At 33.9% G+C, this 24,704-nt stretch carries 27 protein-coding genes; 9 read left to right on the top strand and 18 right to left on the bottom strand.

All coding sequences use genetic code 11. The features are described from left to right. The first annotated feature begins 7 nt into the window (after positions 1–7). The 8 genes from JQC67_RS12745 to JQC67_RS12710 all read left to right on the top strand — a co-directional run bounded on the left by JQC67_RS12745 (position 8) and on the right by JQC67_RS12710 (position 6,302). On the top strand, positions 8–1,450 hold the full coding sequence (locus JQC67_RS12745; protein WP_203253308.1) for a sialate O-acetylesterase: 1,443 nt from the start codon (positions 8–10) through the stop codon (positions 1,448–1,450). Positions 1,451–1,627: 177 nt separating this feature from the next. Next, complete coding sequence (locus JQC67_RS12740) at positions 1,628–2,167, top strand: RNA polymerase sigma factor (RefSeq protein ID WP_238934745.1); 540 nt, start codon at positions 1,628–1,630, stop codon at positions 2,165–2,167. Beyond that, positions 2,167–2,709, top strand: coding sequence for a hypothetical protein (locus tag JQC67_RS12735; protein ID WP_203253307.1), 543 nt, complete (start codon positions 2,167–2,169; stop codon positions 2,707–2,709). The genes JQC67_RS12740 and JQC67_RS12735 overlap by 1 nt, the downstream gene beginning before the upstream one ends. Next, the gene (locus JQC67_RS12730; protein ID WP_203253306.1) at positions 2,693–3,784 is read left to right on the top strand and encodes a DUF4097 family beta strand repeat-containing protein; all 1,092 of its coding nucleotides are present in this window, start codon (positions 2,693–2,695) and stop codon (positions 3,782–3,784) included. Before JQC67_RS12735 ends, JQC67_RS12730 begins: the two co-directional genes overlap by 17 nt. A gap of 122 nt (positions 3,785–3,906) precedes the next feature. After that, complete coding sequence (locus tag JQC67_RS12725) at positions 3,907–4,578, top strand: hypothetical protein (RefSeq protein ID WP_203253305.1); 672 nt, start codon at positions 3,907–3,909, stop codon at positions 4,576–4,578. A 140-nt stretch (positions 4,579–4,718) separates the two neighbouring features. Further along, positions 4,719–5,390, top strand: a complete 672-nt coding sequence (locus JQC67_RS12720; protein ID WP_203253304.1) for a hypothetical protein — start codon at positions 4,719–4,721, stop codon at positions 5,388–5,390. After that, positions 5,390–5,545 (top strand): hypothetical protein, encoded by a 156-nt coding sequence (locus JQC67_RS12715; RefSeq protein ID WP_203253303.1) that lies wholly within the window; start codon positions 5,390–5,392, stop codon positions 5,543–5,545. The genes JQC67_RS12720 and JQC67_RS12715 overlap by 1 nt, the downstream gene beginning before the upstream one ends. Before the next feature lie 34 nt (positions 5,546–5,579). Beyond that, positions 5,580–6,302 carry a head GIN domain-containing protein gene (locus tag JQC67_RS12710; protein ID WP_203253302.1) on the top strand — a complete coding sequence of 241 codons (723 nt, stop codon included), beginning with the start codon at positions 5,580–5,582 and terminating at the stop codon, positions 6,300–6,302. Positions 6,303–6,329: 27 nt separating this feature from the next. Here JQC67_RS12710 and JQC67_RS12705 read toward each other — a convergent pair whose 3' ends face one another. The 10 genes from JQC67_RS12705 to hisG form a co-directional block, all read right to left on the bottom strand. Continuing rightward, on the bottom strand, positions 6,330–8,267 hold the full coding sequence (locus JQC67_RS12705) for a heparinase II/III domain-containing protein (RefSeq protein WP_203253301.1): 1,938 nt from the start codon (positions 8,265–8,267) through the stop codon (positions 6,330–6,332). Between the two features lie 105 nt (positions 8,268–8,372). Then, a complete protein-coding gene (gene hisIE, locus JQC67_RS12700; RefSeq protein ID WP_203253300.1) occupies positions 8,373–8,972 on the bottom strand; it encodes a bifunctional phosphoribosyl-AMP cyclohydrolase/phosphoribosyl-ATP diphosphatase HisIE in 600 nt (199 codons plus the stop codon). 16 nt (positions 8,973–8,988) lie between these two features. Beyond that, on the bottom strand, positions 8,989–9,744 hold the full coding sequence (hisF, locus tag JQC67_RS12695) for an imidazole glycerol phosphate synthase subunit HisF (RefSeq protein ID WP_203253299.1): 756 nt from the start codon (positions 9,742–9,744) through the stop codon (positions 8,989–8,991). Positions 9,745–9,748: 4 nt separating this feature from the next. Further along, on the bottom strand, positions 9,749–10,264 hold the full coding sequence (locus JQC67_RS12690; protein WP_203253298.1) for a DinB family protein: 516 nt from the start codon (positions 10,262–10,264) through the stop codon (positions 9,749–9,751). Beyond that, positions 10,261–10,995: a 1-(5-phosphoribosyl)-5-[(5-phosphoribosylamino)methylideneamino]imidazole-4-carboxamide isomerase gene (gene hisA / locus JQC67_RS12685; RefSeq protein ID WP_203253297.1), complete on the bottom strand. Its 735-nt coding sequence runs from the start codon at positions 10,993–10,995 to the stop codon at positions 10,261–10,263. The genes JQC67_RS12690 and hisA overlap by 4 nt, the downstream gene beginning before the upstream one ends. Positions 10,996–11,005: 10 nt before the next feature. Further along, complete coding sequence (gene hisH / locus JQC67_RS12680) at positions 11,006–11,587, bottom strand: imidazole glycerol phosphate synthase subunit HisH (RefSeq protein WP_203253296.1); 582 nt, start codon at positions 11,585–11,587, stop codon at positions 11,006–11,008. Between the two features lies 1 nt (position 11,588). Further along, positions 11,589–12,752: a bifunctional histidinol-phosphatase/imidazoleglycerol-phosphate dehydratase HisB gene (hisB, locus tag JQC67_RS12675; protein ID WP_203253295.1), complete on the bottom strand. Its 1,164-nt coding sequence runs from the start codon at positions 12,750–12,752 to the stop codon at positions 11,589–11,591. Then, positions 12,739–13,794 (bottom strand): histidinol-phosphate transaminase, encoded by a 1,056-nt coding sequence (gene hisC / locus JQC67_RS12670; protein WP_203253294.1) that lies wholly within the window; start codon positions 13,792–13,794, stop codon positions 12,739–12,741. Before hisC ends, hisB begins: the two co-directional genes overlap by 14 nt. Then, positions 13,791–15,077 (bottom strand): histidinol dehydrogenase, encoded by a 1,287-nt coding sequence (gene hisD, locus JQC67_RS12665; RefSeq protein WP_203253293.1) that lies wholly within the window; start codon positions 15,075–15,077, stop codon positions 13,791–13,793. Before hisD ends, hisC begins: the two co-directional genes overlap by 4 nt. A 51-nt stretch (positions 15,078–15,128) precedes the next feature. After that, complete coding sequence (gene hisG / locus JQC67_RS12660; protein ID WP_203253292.1) at positions 15,129–15,986, bottom strand: ATP phosphoribosyltransferase; 858 nt, start codon at positions 15,984–15,986, stop codon at positions 15,129–15,131. Positions 15,987–16,097: 111 nt separating this feature from the next. Between hisG and JQC67_RS12655 the strand changes: the two genes are divergently transcribed. Continuing rightward, positions 16,098–16,250, top strand: a complete 153-nt coding sequence (locus JQC67_RS12655; protein WP_203253291.1) for a hypothetical protein — start codon at positions 16,098–16,100, stop codon at positions 16,248–16,250. On the opposite strand, the gene JQC67_RS12650 is transcribed toward JQC67_RS12655, so the two are convergent. The 8 genes from JQC67_RS12650 to JQC67_RS12615 form a co-directional block, all read right to left on the bottom strand. Beyond that, on the bottom strand, positions 16,236–17,051 hold the full coding sequence (locus JQC67_RS12650) for a prohibitin family protein (protein ID WP_203253290.1): 816 nt from the start codon (positions 17,049–17,051) through the stop codon (positions 16,236–16,238). The genes JQC67_RS12655 and JQC67_RS12650 overlap by 15 nt on opposite strands. Before the next feature lie 11 nt (positions 17,052–17,062). Then, positions 17,063–19,081, bottom strand: coding sequence for a VWA domain-containing protein (locus tag JQC67_RS12645; protein ID WP_203253289.1), 2,019 nt, complete (start codon positions 19,079–19,081; stop codon positions 17,063–17,065). 68 nt (positions 19,082–19,149) lie between these two features. Further along, the gene (gene fabG / locus JQC67_RS12640) at positions 19,150–19,896 is read right to left on the bottom strand and encodes a 3-oxoacyl-[acyl-carrier-protein] reductase (protein WP_203253288.1); all 747 of its coding nucleotides are present in this window, start codon (positions 19,894–19,896) and stop codon (positions 19,150–19,152) included. A 127-nt stretch (positions 19,897–20,023) separates the two neighbouring features. Beyond that, a complete protein-coding gene (gene sucD / locus JQC67_RS12635; RefSeq protein WP_203253287.1) occupies positions 20,024–20,896 on the bottom strand; it encodes a succinate--CoA ligase subunit alpha in 873 nt (290 codons plus the stop codon). Positions 20,897–20,966: 70 nt separating this feature from the next. Further along, positions 20,967–21,902: a UDP-3-O-(3-hydroxymyristoyl)glucosamine N-acyltransferase gene (locus tag JQC67_RS12630; protein WP_203253286.1), complete on the bottom strand. Its 936-nt coding sequence runs from the start codon at positions 21,900–21,902 to the stop codon at positions 20,967–20,969. Between the two features lie 35 nt (positions 21,903–21,937). Next, positions 21,938–22,504 (bottom strand): elongation factor P, encoded by a 567-nt coding sequence (efp, locus tag JQC67_RS12625; RefSeq protein WP_203253285.1) that lies wholly within the window; start codon positions 22,502–22,504, stop codon positions 21,938–21,940. 6 nt (positions 22,505–22,510) lie between these two features. Continuing rightward, positions 22,511–23,296 (bottom strand): acyl-ACP--UDP-N-acetylglucosamine O-acyltransferase, encoded by a 786-nt coding sequence (lpxA, locus tag JQC67_RS12620; protein ID WP_203253284.1) that lies wholly within the window; start codon positions 23,294–23,296, stop codon positions 22,511–22,513. Positions 23,297–23,303: 7 nt separating this feature from the next. Continuing rightward, positions 23,304–24,704: a bifunctional UDP-3-O-[3-hydroxymyristoyl] N-acetylglucosamine deacetylase/3-hydroxyacyl-ACP dehydratase gene (locus JQC67_RS12615; RefSeq protein WP_203253283.1), complete on the bottom strand. Its 1,401-nt coding sequence runs from the start codon at positions 24,702–24,704 to the stop codon at positions 23,304–23,306.

The raw sequence follows: 24,704 nt of genomic DNA, 5'->3' as shown, positions 1-24,704 counted from the left end.
AAATACCATGATGAGAAGAATTACTATAGTTGCCTTTTTAGCTGTTTTTAACCTGTTAACACTACAATCAATTAATGCAGCTATTAAATTGCCTGCTATTGTGTCTTCAAATATGGTTTTACAGCGCAATACTACAATTGAATTATGGGGCTGGGCTGAACCTAAAGAAAAAGTTACCATTAATGCTTCATGGTTAAATGAGCCGATTATTATTCATGCTGACAAAGGTGGAAATTGGCGCGTTGAAGTGAAAACGACAAATAGTAAAGCGGCGCAAACAATAACTATAAATGAAATTACATTAGAAAATGTGCTGTTCGGAGAGGTCTGGTTATGTTCAGGTCAATCGAATATGCAACAGCCTATAAAGGGTTATAATGGGCAACCCACATTTGGTACCAATTTAGCAACAGCAAATTCTAATAATTCAAATTTAAGACTCTTTTCTGTTGATAGAGTTGGTTCAAAGACTCCGTTAGATGATATTGAAAAATTTACTGGCTGGCAGCAAGCATCGCCTAAAAGTGTTTTAGATTTTAGTGCAATAGCCTATTTCTTTGGCCAGCAACTTCAAGAAATATTAGATTGCCCCGTAGGCATGATTCACACTTCATGGGGAGGTAGTTCTGTGCAGGCTTGGCTCAGTAAAGAGGCAATTAGTGAACATCAAAATATTAATCTAAATGATGTAGATATTACAAAGAATACAAATCATATTCCGACTGCATTGTATAACGCAATGATTAGCCCATTGGTTTCTTATAAAATTAAAGGTGCATTATGGTATCAAGGAGAGTCTAACCGGAAAGAACCTGAAGTTTACAAAAAGCTTTTTCCAGCTATGGTAAAAGATTGGCGAGCAAAATGGGGTATTGGTGATTTTCCATTTTATTATGCGCAAATAGCTCCTTATTTATACGGTGATAATGATGTATTTCAAACGGTTGATAATAGTTCATTTATACGTGAAACACAATTGCAATGTTTAGATTTAATTCCGAATTCAGGTATTGCAATTACTATGGATATTGGTGATGATCTTTGTATTCATCCGCCTAAAAAAAAGGAAGTAGCTGATAGATTATTGTTTAATGCACTTCATCAAACATATGGCTATGAGACAATTGATTATGCGGCTCCTATTTTTGAATCACTAGAAGTAAAGGAAAATGGAATAGTTCTAAAGTTTGAAAATGCTGAAACAGGCTTGTACGCGTATGATGATTTGGCAGGATTTGAAATTGCAGGAGATGATAAAGTCTTTTATCCGGCCAAAGCCGAAATAGTAGAACGAAAAAACGTTTTTGTTATCAGTGATAAAGTAAAAAACCCTGTAGCTGTTAGATACGCCTGGCGCAATTGGGTTGTTGGTACTTTATTTGATACTAATCTTTTACCTGCATCATCTTTCAGAACTGATACATGGGATGATGCTACTCAAGCAGATTGATAAAATCAGCTTACTTTAGTATAACAAAGCTATACGAGTAACCAACGCAACATTTCATCGTATTTCATTACTCTAGGTCAAATTCACATTTTTTTCATCTTCATGCAACTATCTTAAGTTTGCATTGTCTTTATAGTGTATTTAAGTAATTGAGTAGGCTAAAACCAGCCCAAAGCATTGAAAACCGATATCCGTTATACGCATCAAGCACTTGTTGAAAAATGCAAGTCTGGCCGAAGTAGCTCACAATATGAGTTATATGAGCTATATGTTGATGCTATGTACAATATTGGTTTGCGAATGTTAGGGAATAAAGAAGACGCGGAAGATATTGTTCAAGAAAGTTTTGTATCCGCATTTAAAAATCTGAGCAGTTTTAACTACGAAAGCACTTTTGGTGCATGGCTCAAGCGTATTGTCATCAACAAAAGTATCAATTACTTAAAAGCAAAACGTATCGCGGTTGTACCAATGGAGGAACATGAATTTCATTTAAAAGATGAAGCTCCACAAGAGTCCGAAGCCGTAGACTTGAAAAAAGTCAAAGTAGGAATTAGTAAGCTGCCTTCTGGATATAAACAGATTATCAACCTGTATTTGATAGAAGGTTATGATCATATTGAAATTGGTGAAGTTTTAGGTATAACTACTTCTACTTCTAAATCACAATATCATCGTGCCAAAAAGAAATTATTGGAAATAATAAACGAATTGTAATGGACAATTTTGAAAAACATATACGAGAGAATGCATCAGCGTTTGATGATCAAAAAGCAGATCGCTCAAAAATGTGGGCGAAAATCTCTCAAGAACTTGATGTTGACCAACCAAAAGTGATTCCACTTTGGCGATCAGCTAAGTTGCGTGTTGCCGCTACCCTATTGTTATTGGTAGGCCTTACTGTTTTTATCGGCCTCCAAGTTTTGAATTCAAACGCCGCAATAGAAGAACAATATGCATCTAAAGAATTATTAGATATTGATGTGCATTATAAAGGATTGGTATCGTATCAAGTACAATTGGTACAAGATAATCCAAACTTATCTGATGAAGATAAGGCTGAGTTTCTATCCTTTATGGATGAACTTGATACCGAATATGAACAATTGAAATTGGAAATGCATAAGAATTTAGATAATGAATTGGTCTTAGAAGCCATTGTATCTAATTACAAACAACGCATTGAACTTATTGAAAAGCTATTGAAGCAGATAAACGATTCTAAAATACAAGAAGAAGATTATGGATACACTTTGTAAAAAACTACTGTGGCTGACCTTTGTGTTGGTTTTAGGGCAGTCAGTTGCTACGGCCCAAGATAAAGTATCTAAACAGATATCAAAATCGTATGCAATTTCGCATGCTGGTGAACTAGAACTAGAAAATAGATACGGAGATATTCATGTCTACGGATGGGATAAAGAAGAAGTTTCTGTTGCTATAGATATTACGGTACACTATAGAAAAAGAGATAATGCAAAAGAATTGCTTGATAGAATTCGCCCAGTTATTCAGCATAATGGTGATTTTCTTTCAATTATGTATGAAGTTGCTGAAAAGAATAGCGGATTCTTTGCAAAGCTTTTTGAAGATGCAATTCCATTTGATTTTAATCGCAGTAATATTAAAGTAGATTATACCATTTATATGCCTGTAAAAGCGGAATTAAAAGTGACCAATGCATTTGGTGATGTTTTAATTGATGATTGGAAAGGAAAATTAAATGCCAACATAGAACACGGTGATTTGTTTCTAAGTAATAATTTGAACAAAGCAGATGTAACTATGAAGTACGGAAAATTACGAGCCAATAATATCAACTATGGCAACATTGATATTAAAAATGGTGGTCTCAATTTGACAGATTCAAAAAACTTGAGAATTAATAGCAGCGGTACTGATATTGAATTAAAAACTGTTGGTTCACTAGAAATTTATTCAAATAAAGATGATTTGAAAATAGAAGAAGTGGGTACCATTTACGGTAGTTTAAAATTTACAACAGCACAGTTAGACCGACTAGGTGAAAACGCAGATCTCTCTCTAAAAATTGCAGACTTTAGGGTTGCTAAAATTAGTAATCCAAAAGCAGATATTGTTTTAGAACAAGAATCGTCAGAAATAAGTTTAAATATTTCAAACTTTTCGCACCAATTTGAGGCTACTCTAGAAGAAGGCTTGGTGCGCATGCCTAAATCATTTGAGAATATAAAATCTAAGATGTTAGATAAAGGTAAAAAGCTACGTGAAATTAAAGCGCACTATGGTGATGGTACACAAGGTAATATTTCAATTACCGGCAGTAAAGGTCTGGTTTTATTAAAAGAATTGTAAACCTGTTGTAACAAAATACCATCATTACAGTCTTAAGAAAAGAACTATTTATTTTGTTTTAAGACAACGTTTTAATCATTTCTGTTGTCATTAATAATGAATCAACCAAATTATCCTTCAAAATGAACTTTCAAAAATTAATATCACTCATTTTATTTTTACTAATTGGTCTTCAAAGTTTTGCGCAAGATGACGAAGATTATGTTGAGTTTAATGATCGCAAAAATGTGGTTCACGGGGTTTATGTTGGCATAAACATGCATTACGGAGAAATAAAAGGAAAAGATACCTATATGACAGGATTAAAAGTCGCATATGTAGCAAATCAACAGTTTGAAGTCGGTCTTTCTACAATGGGTTTTTACTCGGAACAAAATCTGAAAGGTAATTTATCTTCAAAAAATGAAGACTTAATAGGTGGTTATTTAGGCCTTCATCTTGAACCAATATTTTTCAGTAAACATCGGGTAAATCTATCTTTTCCTGTAATGATAGGCGGTGGCGCTATTGGTTATGTTGATGGCGATATTTTTGAAAACGATGATTTTGATTATGATAATGAAGACATCGAAACTTCAGATATTGTTTTTGTTGTAGAACCTGGAGTCAATATATTATTTAATGTTTCAAGGTATTTGCAATTAGAGGCAGGCGTTCGTTACAGAATTTCAAGTGAGATTGACTTAGCTCCAAATTCAGTTTCGAGAATTAGTGGCTTTTCTGCAGGAATTGGACTTAAAGTAGGTGTTTTTAATTTAGGACGAAACCGCTACAAAAAGAAAGTTTCTAACTAACCTATGGTTTTTAATCTAGCCATTCGTTTCGCTAAAAAATTAAAAATTACACAATTTTTTAAAAAAACATTCATCAAAGGTGCAACCTTTTAAGAAGTTGCTTGTCTTTATAGTATCAATCAAAAATCAAAAAATCCATAATGAAAATTCAAAAGTCATATTTACTTTTTTTAGCATTATTTATAGGTGTATTATGTAATGCGCAAGACGATTCTGATGCAGAAGAGTTTGTAGAGTTCAACGATCGCAATAACGTTGTGCATGGAGTTTACCTCGGACTTACAACACATTTTGGAGAAATTGAGAAGGAAGATTCATATTTCGTAGGATTAAAAATTGCTTACGTAGCGAATCAACAATTTGAAATAGGTTTTGCAGCTAATGTATTTTACTCTGAGCAAAATTTTATTACTCAAGGTACTGTAGACAATGATTTAATTGGCGCCTATGGCGGACTGCATTTAGAGCCAATATTTTTTAGTAAGAAGAAGGTGAACTTATCGTTTCCTTTACTTTTAGGCGTGGGTGGTATTGGATATGTTACAGAAGATCACGAATATTTTGAAGACGATTTTATTGATAATGAATATGAAGATGTCGATGTAATTTTTGTTCTTGAACCAGGTATAAATGCCCTTTTTAATGTGTCTCGTTATCTTCAATTAGAAGCTGGTATAAAATATAGATTCTCAAATTCTATCAAACTAGCCACAAGTCCTATTGACAGGTTAAATGGATACTCAGTTGGGTTAGGTATTAAAGTGGGTGTTTTCAACATGGGAAGAAATCGATATAAAAAAAATATTAAGTAATGGAAAATACTTTATCGTCAGGTCAATTTCACGAAATTATTAAAACAAAACATGTATTCACAGAAGATAATCAAGTCTTTTTAAAACAAGAAATAGAAGATAATACTGCTGTGGAATGGTTTCCAACAAATTTCTATTGGAAGCCAAATAGGTAATAGTAAATCATCAATCTTAATAAAAACAAACATCATGAAAAAAGTAACACTATTTTTCGGGTTCATTTTAGCGCTCTTATTTTTAAATTCTTGCGATCACGAAAGTATACGTGCTTCAGGAGAAGTAACCTCTTTGGAATATTCAATTCCTGATTATTCTAGAGTTAAAGTATCGAATGCCTTTAATACCTATGTAACTTTTTCTGAAACAGAAGAAAGTGTTCGAATAGAGGCTAATGATAATATTCACAATCGAATTATTGTAAAACGAGACGGCAATAGTTTGATAATACGTATGAAGAAGTTAACTCATGTTCGAGGTAATGCTACTTTAAATGCATATATCACCACCAAGAATGTAGATGAATTTGATATGGAAGGTGCATCACGACTTACTTTAGAGAATATGTGGAATGTTGAAAATGGTAAAATTGAACTTTCAGGTGCATCTGATTTTTTAGGAGAAGTTGATGCGAATCGATTAATAATAGATTTGAATGGCGCATCAACTGCAAATATATATGGCCATGTTGGTTCACTTCATGCAGATTTATCAGGCAGTAGTGATCTTAGAGATTATGATCTTGAAGTTGAACGTTTAAATATAGATATGTCTGGTGCAAGTGACGCCTATCTTTCTATAAGTGAAACAATTGATATTGATGCCTCTGGTGCTAGTGAATTAAATTTTAAAGGTGCTGCAGCTATTACGCACAAAAAATTATCTGGTGCTTCTGAAATTAATAATAGAAATTGATGTGATTAAAATTAGTAGACTTCCCTATTACTTGACAGGATGCACACCAATTTTCAATTCTTGAACAGTTTCCGTACTCAGCACTTTAAATCGTATTCGATAGATTTGTTCCCCCCAAATCGGATACAATCTTGAAGCCGTTTCAATAGTAATTGTTTCAATAGTTGGTTTCAAAATTTTAGGATCGTATTGTAATGTCAAACCTTCTTTTCGTTGACCTAAATATAAAAGACCGGGTTTTGTAATTTTAGGTTTTAGTGCTGCAATAAAATTGAGTTGTGTGTTTCCTAAATTCTCTGAAAGTGAATATGAATCAGCAATTTCAAATTTATCATTACGATATAGCGTATAACTTCGTTGCCACTTGTCTACCTTGGCCTCTTTGGGGTATGCTCCAGAAATATCAACCGAATAATATACGTTGTCAGATTCTGTTTTATAGGTAACGTTTTTCGATTTAAATTCTAATCCATCTTTTTGATCGACACCATTAATTGTTGGTAGGTTATGAAAACCTGATTGCATTGTCCAGATTGAATATCGATCCTTACTAAATGTTTTTGCGGTATAGGTATCTACGCCAACATCAATTAGTGCTGGCTCGCCATTGTAATATAAAATAAAACTACCAACGTCATTGTGATTATGGCTTTCGCGATTATGCCCACCTTTTGCCGCAAAATAAAAACCGTTGTTGTTGCCTTTAAAATCACGAGCGCCCATTACTTCTGTATCTTTTAAATAGAAATCTTTTATCAGAGGTTCTGTGGCGATGGCATTTTTAATTTCATTTACGTTGAACAAATTGTCTAGTGCTAGTTCTATTTTTCCTTTAAAAGGAGTTGCACCAAAATCTTGCTTGTTCGCTAAAAAAGCACCGAAGCCACTCATTAGCGTATCATTCATTCGCTTACCGTAACGATAAATTGTACCTGGTCTAGATTTTAATTTGGCGGAAGCATCCGCAAAATTCACAAAATATTCATCATTGATATAGGCCTTATAAATATAAGAGCCAATATTTTTTACTAACTCTTCATTATAAATATCAATTTTTCCATTGCTACCATTATAGAGAAGTTCTAGGTAATCAAATAACTTTCCCCCAGCATGACTCCAATAAGAAGGTCCTTCTTCACAACCACCATCATCTTTATAATAATTTAGAAACTCGTCAACAGAAAGCATACTCTTTTGAACATTTACGCCTCGTGTTATAGAATCTTTTTCCATAAGCATTATGCAGTTTAGTGCATTGTAATTGCACCAAGGATTCCAATTGTTTACCGATTCATTGGTATAGCCCATCCACCCAAAATCACTTCGAGTATAATACGGCTTTAACACCTTTTCATAAATTTCTAATCGCAATCTTTTTAAAATTAAGGGGTTGACTTCGTTAATTTCATCTTCTAGAAAATGATGTGTCCATGCTAAATTTGCAGCAACTTTACCTACCCCTAAATCAATGGTAGGTTCTAATACATCAGGTATTCCTGCACCCACACGTTGTAGGCCTAAATGCGCAGAATTGCCCCAATAGGTCTGTTCGCTATAATAGAATATTCCGTTAATAATATTCTTTAAAAATCGGCCTTTGCCCTCCATAAGTTCTGCAAGCACTAATGTTTCAAATGCCTTTAGGTTTTCACGATAGGGTTTCTCCATAATGGTACGGCTACCACTTTTTGTATATTCTAAATAGTGAGAAACGGGAATATATTTCCAATCATACTCTAAATAATCTTCACCTTCTTTTATATAGGCTTCTCTAAGGTTTTGCGGAATCTTTTGCCATTTTTCTCTTTCTTTATAATCAGGATACGGCACCCAAGACTGATCTTTTACAATATGCTTTTGAATGGTGTCATAAGAATAATTTCTACTTAAAAGATTACGATATTCTTGTGCAGATGTATTTTGAATACTGATAAAAAGAATGAAAAAAAATAGTAGCGCTCTCATTTAGGTTTTTGGTTTGGTCAATTTCTATACATTATTCAAAGCGTTATTAAGTTCATAATTTCTACAACTACAAACAAATATTAAACTCAAATAAATAGGTGATTTCTATTTCTGCCTTTTTTGTAGTTCAGCTTCAATATCTTTTAAGGTAAAGCCTTTTGCTTGAAGTAGCATTAAGTAATGAAATAACAAATCTGCGCTTTCATATAAAAAGAGATCATCATTAGAATCCATTGCTTCAATAACAGTTTCTACAGCTTCTTCGCCTACTTTTTGCGCTATTTTATTAATACCTTTTTCAAATAATGAAGCAACATAAGATGTACTACCATCAGAACTAGTTCTACGTTGTTCAATTACATTTTCTAAGTGTGAAAAGAATCCGAAGTTTGATGAGTTTTCTTCATTCCAACAGGTATCTGAACCTGTATGACAAGTAGGACCAACGGGGTTAACAGAAATTAAAAGCGTATCATTATCACAGTCATTTTTTATAGTAACTAGATTTAGGAAATTACCACTCTCCTCCCCTTTTGTCCATAGGCGTTTTTTGGATCTACTATAAAATGTAACCTTTTTTGTTTCTTGTGTTTTTTCAAACGCTTCTGCATTCATATAACCCAACATCAAAACATTCTTTGTTGTGGCATCTTGTATAATTGCTGGTATGAGTCCGTCTGTATTTTTAGTAAAATCTATTTCCATTTTTTTGGTACCTAATTTATAATCGCACAGGAATTCCATTCTCCTGTAAATTCTCTTTCAAATCTTTGATTGCTATTTCTTTAAAATGAAAAACACTTGCTGCTAAAGCTGCATCTGATTTTCCATTGATGAATGTATCCTTAAAATGCTGTACGTTTCCTGCGCCTCCTGAAGCTATAATAGGAATATTTAGTTCTACAGATAATCTAGCCAAAGCTTCATTTGCGAAACCGTCTTTGGTGCCATCATGATCCATTGAGGTGAATAATATTTCACCAGCTCCGCGTTCTTCTACTTCTTTTGCCCATTCAAATAAATCTAATTCTGTTGGCACTTTACCGCCTACCAAGTGAACAATCCACTTGCCATCAATTTGTTTGGCATCTATTGCAACTACAATGCATTGCGAACCAAATTTAGCAGACAAGTCATTTATCAATTGTGGATTTTTAACAGCTGATGAATTCACTGAAACTTTATCGGCACCGTTTTGTAACAAAATGTCAACATCTTCTACTGAAGAAATACCGCCACCAACTGTAAACGGAATATTTACTTTTTCTGCCACACGATAAACTAAATCAGCTAAGGTTTTTCGTTTCTGTTCGGTTGCTGAAATATCAAGAAACACTAGCTCATCGGCGCCTTCTCTACTATAAATTTCAGCTAACTCAACGGGATCACCTGCATCACGTAAGTCAACAAAATTGACACCTTTTACGGTACGGCCATCTTTGATATCTAAACAAGGAATTATTCTTTTTGCAAGCACTATTTTATGTATTGATTATATTTAAATCTGTTCCTTCGTAAAAGCCTAAATCTTTATTCTTAAGTTGTTTTACCCAAAAGGCGATTTGTCCTGTATGATATGAGTAATGTTCTACCGCATGTATAATTACGCCAACTCCGGAAAATGAAAACCCTTGAACAGCTCTTACTTTAAGAAGTTGTTCAATTTTAGCATCAAAAATAACTCGCTTGGCAATGTCCAAAGTATCTTCAAGTTTGTTCAGCAACTCCTCTTTTGTCATACTGTTACTTGCAGAAAATTCTAAATCACGTATTCGAATATCTTCTGTTTCACCAAGCGATGATGTTATATATTGCGAAATGTTTCCACATAAATGTAAAATCAAGTTAGCAATACTATTTAAAGATTCATTGGGTTTTTGCCATACTTCGTCTTCTGAAACTTCTTTAAGACTTTTCTGAATCATACGAGTACTCTCGTCTAATCGGTATAACGAATTGTTTACCAATTCTTGAACTATTCTTTCTTCCATACTCATAATGACAAAATATAGTTCTCTAATTGTTTTAAGCTGATTCTATTTTCATAAATCGCCTTACCAATAATTGTTCCTTCACAACCTATCTCGGCAAGTCTTGGTAATTCATCAAAGGTTGAAATACCACCAGATGCAATAAGTTTTATTTTTTTTGAACCTTCAACTGACTGAATAATTTTTTTATATAAATCAAAAGATGGACCTTCTAACATTCCGTCTTTACTAATATCGGTACAAATAATATATTCAATTCCTTTTTCTTGGTACGATTGTATAAACGGAATTAATTCTTCTTTTGATTCTTCTTGCCAACCGGATACAGCTACTTTTTCATCCATGGCATCAGCACCTAAAATAATTTTATCAGCTCCGTATTTTTCTATCCACGATGTAAATGTTTCTTGGTCTTTTACGGCAATACTACCTCCGGTTATTTGACTAGCACCTGATTCAAAAGCAATTCTCAAATCGTCATCAGTTTTTAAACCACCACCAAAATCAATTTTCAATGCTGTCTTTGATGCTATTTGCTCTAGAACTTTATGGTTAACAATATGCTTCGATTTAGCACCATCTAAATCAACCAAATGTAAATATTGAATACCAGCAGCTTCAAACTCTTTAGCTACCTCTAACGGATTCTCATTATATATTTTCTTCGTGTTATAATCGCCCTTTGAAAGTCGCACACATTGACCATCTATAATATCTATTGCGGGTATAATTCTCATTTATATTCGATTAGATTTCTAAAAAATTTCGCAATATTTTTTCGCCCACAGTACTGCTTTTCTCTGGGTGAAATTGTGTGCCGTAAAAATTATCTTTTTGCAAAGCCGCACTATATGTTAATTCATAATCAGTTTCAGCAATAGTTTCATCACAAAGTGGCGCATAAAAACTGTGCACTAAATAAATATGTGCTTTATTAGATACACCCTTAAATAAGCCTGAATTCAAGTTGTTGATTTGATTCCATCCTATTTGCGGCACTTTTACTTTGTTCGAAAATTTGACCACATCCACATCAAAAATACCTAAACCTTTAGTGTCACCTTCTTCTGTAGAATTACACATTAACTGCATACCTAAACAAATACCCAAAACAGGTTGTTTTAAATCAGCAATACTATCGTGCAAACCACTTTCTAACAATTTAGACATGGCACTACTGGCCTCACCTACTCCAGGAAATATCACCTTGTCAGCGGTTTTAATTTCATTTATGTCATTGCTTAAAACAGCCTCATACCCTAAGCGTTGTATTGCAAATTTGATACTTTGAATGTTGCCTGCACCGTAATTGATTATAACTATCTTCATTTTAAAGAACTCCCTTTGTACTTGGTAAAACCATTTTTTCTACATCTCTTTTTACTGCCATTTTAATGGCTTTGGCAAATGCTTTAAAAATTGCCTCTATTTTATGATGCTCATTGGTGCCTTCAGCCTTCACATTAAGATTCGCCTTTGCACCATCTGTAAATGATTTAAAAAAATGATAAAACATTTCAGTTGGCATATCACCCACTTTTTCGCGTTTAAAATCAGCATCCCACACGAGCCAATTTCTACCACCAAAATCGATGGCAACCTGAGCGAGACAATCATCCATAGGTAAACAAAAACCATAGCGTTCTATGCCAAGTTTATTGCCCAGAGCTGTATTAAATACTTCGCCCAGCGCAATTGCCGTATCTTCAATAGTATGGTGTTCATCAACTTCAAGATCACCATCTACTTTAATCTCTATGTCCATTTGACCGTGTCTAGCCAATTGATCTAACATGTGATCAAAGAAAGCGAGACCAGTGTCGATTTTACTTTTACCAGTTCCATCAAGATTCAATTTGATTAGAATATCAGTTTCATTGGTTTTTCGATGCGTTTCTGCGCTTCGATCATTCAACTTTAAAAACTCATATATTTTTTCCCAATCATTACTTTCAATAGCTATGTGTTGATTAAGGTCATCGCGCTTTACTGTAATTTCTCCGGTACCTAGATTTGTTTCATCATTGATGTAAATTCCTTTAGCGCCTAGGTTTTTAGCCAGTTCCATATCTGTTAATCGATCACCAATCACAAACGAATTTGCTAAATCATAATCTTCTGAAAAATATTCAGTTAATAAACCAGTACCGGGTTTTCTAGTATTTGCATTCTCATGCGGAAAAGTTCTATCTAAAAATACTTTATCAAAAACTACTCCTTCATTTTCAAATGACTTCATAATAAAATTATGAACTGGCCAAAATGTATCTTCCGGAAAAACATCAGTACCAAGTCCATCTTGATTGGTAATCATTACCAATTCGTAATCTAGCTCTTTTGCTATTTTTCCTAAAAATGTAAATGCCTTAGGATAAAAGATCATTTTTTCAAATGCATCAATTTGCTCATCAACGGTTTCCTTAATCATGGTACCATCACGGTCAATAAATAATACCCTTTTACCGCTATTTAATTGCTCATTAGATTTGCTCATCACCAATATTATTTAAGGCTTTTACAAGTTTTATATTTTCTTCAATGCTACCAATTGTAAATCGTAACGTATTTTCACATAAAGGTTGATTGTTTCTATTTCTTACCACTACCCCTCTTTTAAGTAATTGACTATATCGCTTGTCAGCATCATCAACTTTTACCAATAAAAAGTTGGCATCAGAAGGATACACTTTAGTAATGAATGGAATATTTGGAAGCATTTTTATAAGAATCTTTTTCTGATTCAATATTTCATTTATTTCAGAACTGATACGATATTCGTCTGAAACCCTCTTTAATGCATGTGTTTGTGTTAATTCATTGACATTATAGGGCGGCTTAATTTTATTTAATACTGCAATAATTTCTTCGGATGCAATACAAATTCCCAATCGAATACCAGCCATACCAAATGCTTTTGATAAGGTTTGTGTTATAACCAAATTAGGATATTCTTTTAGTTTAGTTACCCAACTTTCATTTGATGAAAAATCAATATAAGCCTCATCGATAACCAGCAAACCATTAAATTTTTGCAGCAATTCTAAAATTGAATTTTCGCTAAAACTATTACCTGTTGGATTATTTGGTGAACAGATAAAAATCATTTTTGTCTGCGCATCAACTTTTGATAAAATCGCTTCAACATTGGGTTGAAAATCTTCTGTTAATAATACTTCACGATTTTCAATGGTATTAATTCCTGATAAAACTTTATACATTCCATAAGTCGGTGGTAAGGTAATTACATTATCAATTTTAGGTTCGCAAAAAGCTCTAAATAATAAATCTAATACTTCATCACTACCATTACCCAAAAGTATATTAGCCGCTTTTATATTTTTCTGTTTTGCAAGAATAAATTTTAAATTCCGTTGTTGCGGATCCGGATACCGATTCACTCCATTGTCATACGGATTTTCATTGGCATCTAAAAAAACCATAGCAGAGCCATCAGAAACGTATTCATCTCGTGCTGAAGAATACGGACTTAAGTCTTTCACATTCTCGCGAATTATATTTTCTAATTTGAAATTCATTCTTTTAAACTGTTGAGACGTAATGTCACTGCATTTTTATGTGCCTGTAAGCCTTCTGCCTCGGCCATTAATTCAATAGCATTTCCGATATTTTTAATTCCTTCTTTACTTATTTTTTGAAAGGTCATACTTTTCGTAAAACTATCAAGGTTTACACCACTGTATTGTTTTGCGTAACCATTAGTAGGCAACGTATGATTGGTGCCTGATGCATAATCACCTGCACTTTCTGGTGTGTAGTTACCAATAAATACAGAACCAGCATTCAAAATATTATCAATGTATAATTTCTCATTTTTCACACAAATAATATAATGCTCAGGACCATATGCATTTATAAAATCGATAGCAGTTTGATCATTGTCAATGTATATCAATTTACTATTTGCAATTGCTTTCTCAGCAATTTCTTTTCTAGGTAAATCTTTTAGCTGGCTTTCAATTTCTGTTTCTACAGCATCAATCATCGCTTCTGATCTTGAAACTAAAATCACTTGACTATCAACACCATGTTCTGCTTGACTCAATAAATCGGAAGCGACAAATGCGGCATTTGCTGAATCATCTGCCACAACTAACAATTCACTTGGGCCCGCTGGCATATCTATAGCAACTCCATGTTTAGTTGCAATTTGTTTGGCAACAGTAACATATTGATTTCCTGGCCCAAATATTTTATATACTTGCGGAATACTTTCTGTACCGAAGGTCATTGCAGCAATCGCCTGTATACCACCAACTTTATAAATTTTTGAAACACCGCATAAACTAGCTGTGTAAAGTATTACCGGATTTATTTTTCCTTCTTTATTTGGAGGTGAACACAATACTACATCTCTGCAACCTGCAATTGATGCTGGTACTGCTAACATTAAAATGGTTGAAAATAAGGGTGCTGTTCCACCGGGAATATATAACCCTACTTTTTGTATGGGTCTTTTTACCTGCCAACAACGAACTCCTTTTGTATTTTCAACTTCTACCTTTTCTGTTTTTTGCGCCTTATGAAAAGTGAAAATATTGGTTTTAGCCAATTGAATTGCATCTTTCAAATCTTCAGGCACTAAAGCAATTGCTTCTGCTATTTCACTCTCCGATATTTCAAAATTTGATATAACAGCACCATCAAACTGTTCAGTAAATTTTCTAAGCGCATTATCACCCTTTTCTTGTACTTCTGAGAATACTGCATTAACAGTTCCTTCAATATCTGATACCGTTTGTGTAGGACGTCTTAAAACATCTTTCCAATCCTTTATTTCAGGTTTATATATTTTTTTCATAAACTTTGTATCAATTAGGCTCTCACTAATTTGAAATAACAATACGGTGCCTTACACCACCATTTTCTCAATTGGGCAAACTAATATTCCTTCTGCTCCTGCAACTCGTAATTCATCAATAACTTCCCAAAAGGTATCACTATTAATAACGGTGTGAACCGAACTCCATCCTTCTTCTGCTAAAGGTAAAACAGTTGGACTTCTCATACCCGGTAATAATTTAAGAATTTCATCTAATTTATCATTTGGGGCATTCATCAAAACATATTTTGATTGACGTGCCTTCAAAACCGACTTAATTCTAAATTGCATCTTTGTTAAGATGGCTTTTCGTTCTTCTGATATTTTGGGCGATACTGCAAGTACTGCTTCACTTTTAAGCATTACTTCAACTTCTTTCAAATTGTTCTTAAACAATGTACTTCCACTTGACACAATGTCGCAAATGGCATCTGCAAGCCCAATATTAGGAGCAATTTCTACAGAACCGTTTATAATGTGCAAATCTGCCTTAACGCCTTTTGACTCTAAATAGTTACGAACAGTATTCGGGTAACTAGTAGCAATACGTTTTCCTTCAAAATCTTGTACTGCATTATACTTTACAGATTTTGGTACAGCAAGCGAAACTTTACATTTTGAAAAACCTAGTTTCTCAACAAATTCAATATCGTCACCTTTTTCAATCAGTACATTTTCTCCGATAATTGCAATATCAACTACTCCATCTCTTAAATACTGAGGAATATCACCGTTTCTTAGATAGAAAACTTCTAATGGAAAATTTCTTGATGAAGCTTTCAACTGATCTTTTCCATTATCAATTGAGATACCACAGTCTTTTAATATTTGTAAAGAATCTTCATTGAGCCGTCCTGATTTTTGAATGGCAATTCTAATTTTGGTCATTTTATTGTTTTTAGGTTTGAGAAAGGCAAATTGGTTTAAAAACAAAACCCGCTTGATTTCTCAAACGGGTTATAAATTATCTTGTAATACTACAATACATTTTTACCTCGCTTGAGCGCAGAAATAAAAATGATGATGTGTATTGTTGTTTCTCATTACAATGTAAATGTAAAAGGTTTTTTAGATTCTACAAAAGAAAAGTTCAAATTTGAACATTTTTCAGATATAGAGGCGCTAATCGCAACAATTTTAGTTGTTTCCTAGTATCAAAGGAAGCCCTGAATCACCTCCGCCAACTACAATAACCTTAGTGTTTGGCGATTCTGCTAATTTAATAGTCGCATCTATACCTTTGTCTTGCAAAATTTTATCAGTTAATGAGGCACTTAGAATTTTGTTTGCATCCGCTTTACCTTGTGCTTCAATAGTTACTTTTTCAGCTTCTTTTTTAGCGGTAACAAGCCTAAACTCATATTCTAACGACTCTTGTTCTTGTTTTAGTTTGCGTTCAATTGCATCCTTAATTGTTGGTGGTAATGTTACATCACGCACCAAAATTTCGTTCAATTGAATATATTCTCCCTCAACAATTTTTTGAGTTTCATCAAAAATTTCTTGTTGTATTGCATCCCTTTTACTAGAATACAATTGCTCTGGCGTATATCTACCTACTACACTTCTTGCGGCAGAACGAATAGTTGGTAAAAGTACTCGCTGAATATATTGAGCACCTTTTTCTTGGTGAAGTTTTCCTAAAAACTCTCTTTTTGGTTCAAACCAAGCTGAGGCTTCTAATTTAATATCTAAACCATTGCTAGATAGTACATTCATTTTTTCTAAAACTTCTTGTTGTCTTACTTCATAAATGAATACTTTGTTCCATGGTGCAACCACATGAAAACCTTCTCCTAGCGGTGGTTCATCCGTAACTACTCCACCCCCAAATGTCTTATAAAGTACTCCGGCTTCACCTGAATTTATGGTGACAGCAGATTTAGAAATTAAAATAATAAGCAGTACTGCCCCGAAAATAACTGGTAGTGCAATTTTTGGTAATTTATCCATTGAAATAGTGTTTATGTTAGTCCGTTATACTTTCTAATGAGCCATTCTAAAGTCAGTGCAAAAGCAATGAAACCCAATAATATTCGGAAATCTATCAAAGATACAATTTTTTTAATGCTTTTCTGTACTGGTAAATATCGCTCATCACCCGTCAATACTTTGATAAGCTCGTCTATTTGATCTGAATAAAAGAGTTTACCTTCACTATTTTCTGCCAATTGTTTGAGCTTGATAGCATTGGCTGAAACAAACTGTTGTTCTACATCATAATCAAGTATTCTAAATGAACCTGATTTAGATAAATTTTCATTTTTTACCGATACTGTGAATTGATATTCTCCTGAAGACTGATTGCTTAAATCGGCTTCATAGAACCCATTATTTAAGAGCATAGGAATATCTGTAGTTATATCAGTATCACTATTTTTTAAATGTAAAACTAAACTTGCATTTGAATCAAACTCAAAAGTTTCATCAAAGTAACTTGCATGAATTCGTGCTTCAGTACTTCCTTCATAGACAGATTTAAAATCTAGAGTTAATCGCTCTTTAGATTTATTATCAGATAAATAAATCATAAGCTTGCCTATCAATTCATCAAAATCACGAAAACTTTGATTATTTCGATAATCTTGAATTCTCCATTTCCAAATATTTTCCCCTAATAACAAAGCATTTTTTGTTTCTCCGTCTGTTAATACTGCCAATAAAGGTGATGCCATTGAAACTCCTTTAATTTGCATTTTTAATAAGGTTTCATGCTCGCCATTAATACCAATTGGACCCACATCGGAATCTAATGGTGGAAAATCATCAAATGAAATTTGAGAAATATCAAATTTCGAAAAACCTTCATTTTTTACAGGAATAATCTCTTGTATTGGGTAATTGTCTTCAATGCGAAATTGTTTCTGTATTCCATTAACAAATCTTAAATCGGTATTTGGTCCAAGAATAGAAAAGATGTTGGCTTTCTTTGTATTGATGTATTCATATATTGATTTAAAAGTTGCTGTTGGCTGATACAAAATAAAAATGTCATAGGCATCTAAATTCTTTTCGGAAGGCTTTATAATTGCAACAGATCTTTGCTCGTTCCGCTCTATTGATTTTTTTAAAACGCCAATATCAGGGTGCAACATATCTGAAACAATAGCGATATTTGTCTTTTCGTCAATAACTTCAACAGTCAAACTTTTTTTATTATTCGTGATGTTTCGTTCTCCATCAATAGTTGAAACAGCTACTTCTAAATATTTAACACCAACCGAACCAGCATCTAATAATGTGTTAATTACTCTAGTATTGTCAGTACTCGAAAGTCTAAGATTCTCACTAAAGACCTTTTTTCCATCCAAAGAAATAGTAACTGTTTTAAGAATAGTGCTACCCCCTTCATAGGTTATAAATAATTCTATTGGATATTTATTCTTTAAAAAGGCATATTTATTGGCATTGACTTGATCAACACGAATATCTTCATAAAGTGTTGTGTCACCAATCACTATAGGATATACTGTTAGATTAGAATTTAATGAAGCGTTGACATAATCAGTACCAAAAGTTTGATTACCATCAGAGAGTAATACAACCACATCATTTTTCGAGTAAATCTCTTGTAATGTATTTAGTGCATTTGCAATGTTAGTTGTTTTTTCAGTGAAGGATAAGGTGTCAGTAGTCGAAATTTTAGAACCGAAATTGTAAGCGTTCAATTTGAATTTTGAAGTAATTTCATCAGATTCATTTAACTTGTTAACTGAATTTTGAAGTTGTTCTCTATACTTTGAAATTGATGATGAATTATCTGAAAGTACTAACAAATTGGCTTTTGTTATTGTGTACTCGTCTTTGCTAAACTTCGGATTAATCAGTAGCAGAAATGCACAAAACCAAGTTACAAACCTAAGCAGGGAAAGAATTATAGGAAGTTTACCAGCTTTTTTAGATTTATAAAAATACTGAAACAGTACCAACCCTAATGACACAATTGCCGCCAGGATTATTATGAGTACTGTTTGGATATCCATTAAATTTTTTGATTAAAGTTAAGTGCATTGATCCTAGAAATAGAATGTTCAAAACACTAAACTCTTATTTAAGTAAGCATACCACCGTCAACATTTAAAACTTGACCCGTAACATATGCAGAAAGATCTGATGCTAAAAATAGACAAGCATTTGCAATATCTTCAGGTGAACCGCCTCTTTTCAACGGAATAGCATCACGCCAACCTTGTACTGTTTTCTCATCTAACTTACCTGTCATTTCAGTTTCAATAAAACCAGGAGCTATGGCATTGCAACGAATATTTCTAGATCCTAATTCTAAAGCTATTGATTTGGTAAAACCAATCATACCAGCCTTTGATGCGGCATAGTTTGCTTGACCAGCATTGCCTTTTACACCAACAACGCTACTCATATTTATGATTGAACCAGCTCGTTGCTTCAAAAATGTACGCTGAACTGCTTTTGTCATGTTAAATACTGACTTCAAGTTGATTTCGATTACTGAATCAAAATCATCTTCAGCCATACGCATTAAAAGATTATCTTTTGTAATACCTGCATTATTGATTAAGACATCAATTCCTCCAAAATCTTCTAAAACTTTAGCAACAAGAGCTTCGGATTCAGAAAAGCTTGCAGCATTACTTTTATATGCTTTAGCCTTTACGCCTTTTGCAGTAAGTTCTTTTTCTAGTTCTAAAGCAGGTGCTTCACTTGAACTATATGTAAATGCTACATTTGCACCATGTGCAGCAAATACTTCAGCGATTCCTCTTCCAATACCGCGACTTGCACCGGTAACAATTACATTCTTTCCTTCTAAAAGTTTCATTTTAACTCTTTTTAATGTCAATATTCAAGCAGTACTTCAAATATAAGTTATGTTCTTCGATAGATAAAAGAAAAAAAGCCATCTGAAAGAAAATTCCGATGGCCTCTATTTTATAGCATTGAGAATATTATCCCATTACTTCTTTTACTTTCTTGCCAATTTCAGCAGGTGAATCCACCACATGAATACCGCAATCACGCATTATTTGTTTTTTGGCTTGTGCTGTGTCATCACTGCCACCAACAATAGCACCAGCGTGCCCCATAGTTCTACCTGCAGGTGCTGTTTCGCCAGCAATGAAACCAATAATTGGTTTTTTACTTCCACTTGCTTTGTACCAATTAGCAGCATCAGCTTCTAATTGACCGCCAATTTCACCAATCATAACAACACATTCTGTTTCAGGGTCATTGATCAATAACTCAACAGCTTCTTTAGTAGTTGTTCCGATTATTGGATCACCACCAATACCAATTGCAGTTGTAATTCCTAATCCTTGACGTACTACTTGATCAGCAGCTTCATAGGTTAATGTTCCTGACTTAGAAACTATACCTACAGTTCCTTTTTTGAAAACAAAACCTGGCATAATACCAACCTTGGCTTCACCCGGAGTAATTACACCCGGACAGTTAGGACCAACTAATCTACAATCACGGCTAGAAATATAATTTGCAGCCTTAACCATATCTGCCACAGGAATACCTTCTGTAATAGTAATAATAACTTTTATACCCGCATCAGCTGCTTCCATAATAGCGTCAGCTGCAAATGCTGGTGGCACAAAAATAATACTGGTATCAGCACCAACTTCTTTTACTGCATCAACAACAGTATTAAAAACAGGTCTGCCCAAATGCTCTTGACCTCCTTTACCCGGAGTTACACCACCAACAACGTTGGTACCATATTCAATCATTTGTTCGGCGTGAAAAGTACCTTCACTACCGGTAAAACCTTGTACAATTATTTTTGAATCTTTATTTACTAGAACACTCATAGGGTCTGTGGTTTATTTTTTTTCGCTGCACAAAAATATAGCTTTGATTTGAATTGCAAAGCCTACTTAATCATTGTTGTTTTAATTTTTCTAAAATTGATGGAATTTTCTTCACATCAGCCATCTGTTTTAATTTTTTACGAGCCTCTTCAACAGGACTACCGAAATAGGTTTTACCACCTGCTAATGATTTTGAAATACCGGTTTGTGCTAATACAATAGCACCTTTACCTATTCTAATTGCGCTAGTCACCCCTACTTGGCCCCATAGGGTTACTTCATCTTCAATGACTACACAGCCTGCTATTCCGCATTGTGCAGCAATCAAACATTTTTTACCAATTATTGTGTCATGCCCAACTTGAACTTGATTATCTAACTTGGTGCCTTCGCCGATTATAGTACTACCTGTTACTCCTTTATCTATGGTGCAGCCTGCTCCTATTTCTACATTATTTTGAATAACAATGGTTCCGCCAGATTTTAATTTATCAAAACCTTCTGGCCTATTCTTAAAATAAAAAGCATCTGAACCTAATACAGATCCTGAATGAATCGTAACATTATCACCAATACTACAACCATCATATATTGCAACATTGGCGTGAATTAAACAATTCGCTCCGATTTCTACATTATTTCCTAAATAAACATTAGGCTGAATCACCGTACCCTCACCTATTTTGGCTGAAGCGGCAATTGAATTTACTGATTTTTCAAACGGCTTAAAAAACTGTGTCAATTTGTTGAAATCGCTAAAAGGATCTTCTGAAATTAAAAGTGCTTTTCCTTCAGGACAATCAACTTTTTTATTGATCAATACCGTTGTAGCCTTACATGTCAAGGCTTTGTCGTAGTATTTTGGATGGTCAACAAAAACAATATCCCCGCTTTCAACTACATGAATTTCGTTCATGCCAAGAACTGCAAAATCATCAGAACCAACATATTCAACCCCAAGAATCTCTGCAATTTGCTTGAGTGTATAAGTGGTTGGAAATTTCATTTGCTACTTTTTATTTCAATGGGTAGAATGAGTACTTATTCTTTTACTCTTTCCATGTAAGAACTATTTGAAGTATCGATTTTTATCTTATCACCTTCATTGATAAATAAGGGTACATTTACTTCCGCACCTGACTCAACCGTAGCTGGCTTGGTTGCATTTGTGGCTGTGTTTCCTTTTACTCCAGGTTCTGTATAAGTAACCGTAAGTACAACACTTGCTGGCATATCAACAGAAAGTGGCATACTATCTTCCGTATTAAAAAGAATGGTAACTACTTCGCCTTCTTTTAATAAATCTGGAGAATCTAAAGTATCTTTTTGGAGTTCAATTTGATTGTAATCATCGGTATTCATGAAATGATACGTCTGATCAACCGCGTACAAAAACTGGTACGATCTTGTTTCTACACGAACATCTTCAATTTTATGACCAGCAGAAAAAGTGTTGTCAAGAACTTTACCTGATGATACACTTCTTAATTTTGTACGCACAAAGGCTGGACCTTTGCCTGGTTTAACGTGAAGGAATTCAATAATTTTATAAATATCGTTGTTGTAACGAATACAAAGTCCTTTTCTAATATCTGATGTAGATGCCATGTTTTATTAATTTGTGCTAAAATAGCCTTTCATAATTCCGCGTTGCGAATTCTTAATGAATTGTAATATCTCGTCTCGCTCAGGAGTCGCCTCCATCTCAGCTTCTATTATTTGAGCTGCTTGTGAATTATTAAAATTCTTTTGATATAATATGCGATAAATATTTTGAATCTCTCTAATCTTCTCTGATGGAATACCTCTTCTTCGTAGCCCTATTGAATTGATACCAACATATGATAAAGGTTCACGAGCCGCCTTAACATATGGTGGGACATCTTTACGTACCAAAGAACCACCCGTAACAAAAGCATGATTTCCGATAGAAACAAATTGATGCACAGCTACAAGACCTGCTAAAATTACATTATCACCAATTGTTACGTGGCCTGCTAAGGTTGAATTATTAGAGAAAATACAATTGTTACCAATAACACAGTCATGAGCAACATGGCAATACGCCATTATTAAACAATTTTTACCAATAACGGTTTTATGTCTATCAGAAGTGCCTTTATGTATTGTAGCACATTCTCGAATTGTTGTGCCATTACCAATAGTTACAGTAGTTTCTTCACCATCATATTTTAAATCTTGTGGTGGTGCAGAAATTACCGCTCCCGGAAAAATATTACAGTTCTTTCCGATTCTAGCGCCTTCCATAATGGTGACATTTGAACCGATCCATGTACCATCACCTATTGTAACATTATTATGAATTGTAGTAAATGGTTCTACAACTACATTTTTTGCTATTTTGGCTCCGGGATGAATATAAGCTAGGGGTTGATTCATTCTGGTTTTATTTGACTTTAACTATTTGGGCCATAATCTCCGCTTCCGAAGCTAGTTTTCCGTTTGTATATGCTTTTGCATGCATTTGGCAGAGGCCTCTACGAATAGGCGACATCAAATCTAGTTTGAATATAAGTGTGTCACCAGGCACAACTTGTTGCTTATACCGAACCTTATCAATCTTAAGTAAATATGTTAGGTAATTTTCAGGGTCAGGTACGGTATTTAAAACTAATATACCTCCTGTTTGCGCCATCGCTTCAAGCTGTAAAACGCCTGGCATTACTGGTGCACCTGGAAAATGGCCTACAAAAAAAGGTTCATTCATAGTAACATTTTTCAATCCTACTACGTGTGTATCTGAAAGCTCTAAAATTTGATCGACCAACAAAAATGGCGGTCTATGTGGTAATGTATCCATAATCTGAACAACATCCATTAATGGTGGTTTGTTCAAATCATATGTTGGTACATTATTACGTTTTTCTTGCTTTATTATTTTAGATAATTTCTGAGCAAATTGCGTATTTACAAAATGACCCGGTTTATTAGCAATCACCTTACCACGAAAACGGGTTCCGGCTAAGGCTAAATCACCTATAACATCTAAAAGTTTATGTCTTGCAGCTTCATTTGGTTGGTGAAGTGTTAGATTATCAAGAATACCATTTGGCTTTACAGATAACTTTTTCTTATCAAAAGCTTTTTCAAGCTTTTTCATTGTAGTCTCTGAAATCTCTTTATCTACATAAACAATTGCATTATTTAAATCTCCGCCTTTAATAAGACCGTTTTCTAATAATGCTTCTAATTCATGAAGAAAACTAAATGTACGAGCATCAGCAATTTCAGACTTAAAATCAGAAATTGTCTCCAACGTTGCATTTTGCGTTCCTAAAACCTTGGTGCCAAAATCTACCATTGTGGTCACTTGGTATTCGTCAGAAGGAATTACCGTTATTTCGCTACCAGTAGAATCGTCTCTAAAAGTAATTACATCTTTAACAATGTATTCTTCAAAGTCAGCATCTTGATCTTTGGCACCTACAATATCTAAAGCTTCAACAAAATACTTTGATGAGCCATCCATAATTGGAGGTTCAGATGAATCTAATTCAATTAGAACATTGTCAATTTCCATACCGACTAAAGCCGCCAATACATGTTCAGACGTCTGAATTTTTACACCATTTTTCTCTAGATTGGTACCGCGTTGTGTATTAACAACATAATTAGCATCCGCCTCTATAATAGGAGAACCTTCTAGGTCAACCCTTTTAAACCTATACCCATGATTTACAGGAGCAGGCATAAATTTCATAGTGACATTTTCTCCGGTATGTAGACCAACACCTTTTAAGATTATCTCTTTTGATATTGTTCTTTGCTTTCTTGTGGTATTACTCAC

Origin of the sequence: Aurantibacter crassamenti, from assembly GCF_016811105.1 — a bacterium.
Classification (GTDB): domain Bacteria; phylum Bacteroidota; class Bacteroidia; order Flavobacteriales; family Flavobacteriaceae; genus Aurantibacter_A; species Aurantibacter_A crassamenti.
Note: the sequence above shows the minus strand (reverse complement) of the source record. Positions and strands in the feature narration are given on the sequence as shown.

Bases quoted from the DNA above. Each gene is read 5' to 3' on its own strand.
- JQC67_RS12745 (WP_203253308.1), top strand. From the start codon at position 8: ATGATGAGAAGAATTACTATAGTTGCCTTTTTAGCTGTTTTTAACCTG.
- JQC67_RS12735 (WP_203253307.1), top strand. From the start codon at position 2,167: ATGGACAATTTTGAAAAACATATACGAGAGAATGCATCAGCGTTTGAT.
- JQC67_RS12730 (WP_203253306.1), top strand. From the start codon at position 2,693: ATGGATACACTTTGTAAAAAACTACTGTGGCTGACCTTTGTGTTGGTT.
- JQC67_RS12725 (WP_203253305.1), top strand. From the start codon at position 3,907: ATGAACTTTCAAAAATTAATATCACTCATTTTATTTTTACTAATTGGT.
- JQC67_RS12720 (WP_203253304.1), top strand. From the start codon at position 4,719: ATGAAAATTCAAAAGTCATATTTACTTTTTTTAGCATTATTTATAGGT.
- JQC67_RS12715 (WP_203253303.1), top strand. From the start codon at position 5,390: ATGGAAAATACTTTATCGTCAGGTCAATTTCACGAAATTATTAAAACA.
- JQC67_RS12710 (WP_203253302.1), top strand. From the start codon at position 5,580: ATGAAAAAAGTAACACTATTTTTCGGGTTCATTTTAGCGCTCTTATTT.
- JQC67_RS12705 (WP_203253301.1), bottom strand. From the start codon at position 8,267: ATGAGAGCGCTACTATTTTTTTTCATTCTTTTTATCAGTATTCAAAAT.
- hisIE (WP_203253300.1), bottom strand. From the start codon at position 8,972: ATGGAAATAGATTTTACTAAAAATACAGACGGACTCATACCAGCAATT.
- JQC67_RS12690 (WP_203253298.1), bottom strand. From the start codon at position 10,264: ATGAGTATGGAAGAAAGAATAGTTCAAGAATTGGTAAACAATTCGTTA.
- hisA (WP_203253297.1), bottom strand. From the start codon at position 10,995: ATGAGAATTATACCCGCAATAGATATTATAGATGGTCAATGTGTGCGA.
- hisH (WP_203253296.1), bottom strand. From the start codon at position 11,587: ATGAAGATAGTTATAATCAATTACGGTGCAGGCAACATTCAAAGTATC.
- hisB (WP_203253295.1), bottom strand. From the start codon at position 12,752: ATGAGCAAATCTAATGAGCAATTAAATAGCGGTAAAAGGGTATTATTT.
- hisC (WP_203253294.1), bottom strand. From the start codon at position 13,794: ATGAATTTCAAATTAGAAAATATAATTCGCGAGAATGTGAAAGACTTA.
- hisD (WP_203253293.1), bottom strand. From the start codon at position 15,077: ATGAAAAAAATATATAAACCTGAAATAAAGGATTGGAAAGATGTTTTA.
- hisG (WP_203253292.1), bottom strand. From the start codon at position 15,986: ATGACCAAAATTAGAATTGCCATTCAAAAATCAGGACGGCTCAATGAA.
- JQC67_RS12650 (WP_203253290.1), bottom strand. From the start codon at position 17,051: ATGGATAAATTACCAAAAATTGCACTACCAGTTATTTTCGGGGCAGTA.
- JQC67_RS12645 (WP_203253289.1), bottom strand. From the start codon at position 19,081: ATGGATATCCAAACAGTACTCATAATAATCCTGGCGGCAATTGTGTCA.
- fabG (WP_203253288.1), bottom strand. From the start codon at position 19,896: ATGAAACTTTTAGAAGGAAAGAATGTAATTGTTACCGGTGCAAGTCGC.
- sucD (WP_203253287.1), bottom strand. From the start codon at position 20,896: ATGAGTGTTCTAGTAAATAAAGATTCAAAAATAATTGTACAAGGTTTT.
- JQC67_RS12630 (WP_203253286.1), bottom strand. From the start codon at position 21,902: ATGAAATTTCCAACCACTTATACACTCAAGCAAATTGCAGAGATTCTT.
- efp (WP_203253285.1), bottom strand. From the start codon at position 22,504: ATGGCATCTACATCAGATATTAGAAAAGGACTTTGTATTCGTTACAAC.
- lpxA (WP_203253284.1), bottom strand. From the start codon at position 23,296: ATGAATCAACCCCTAGCTTATATTCATCCCGGAGCCAAAATAGCAAAA.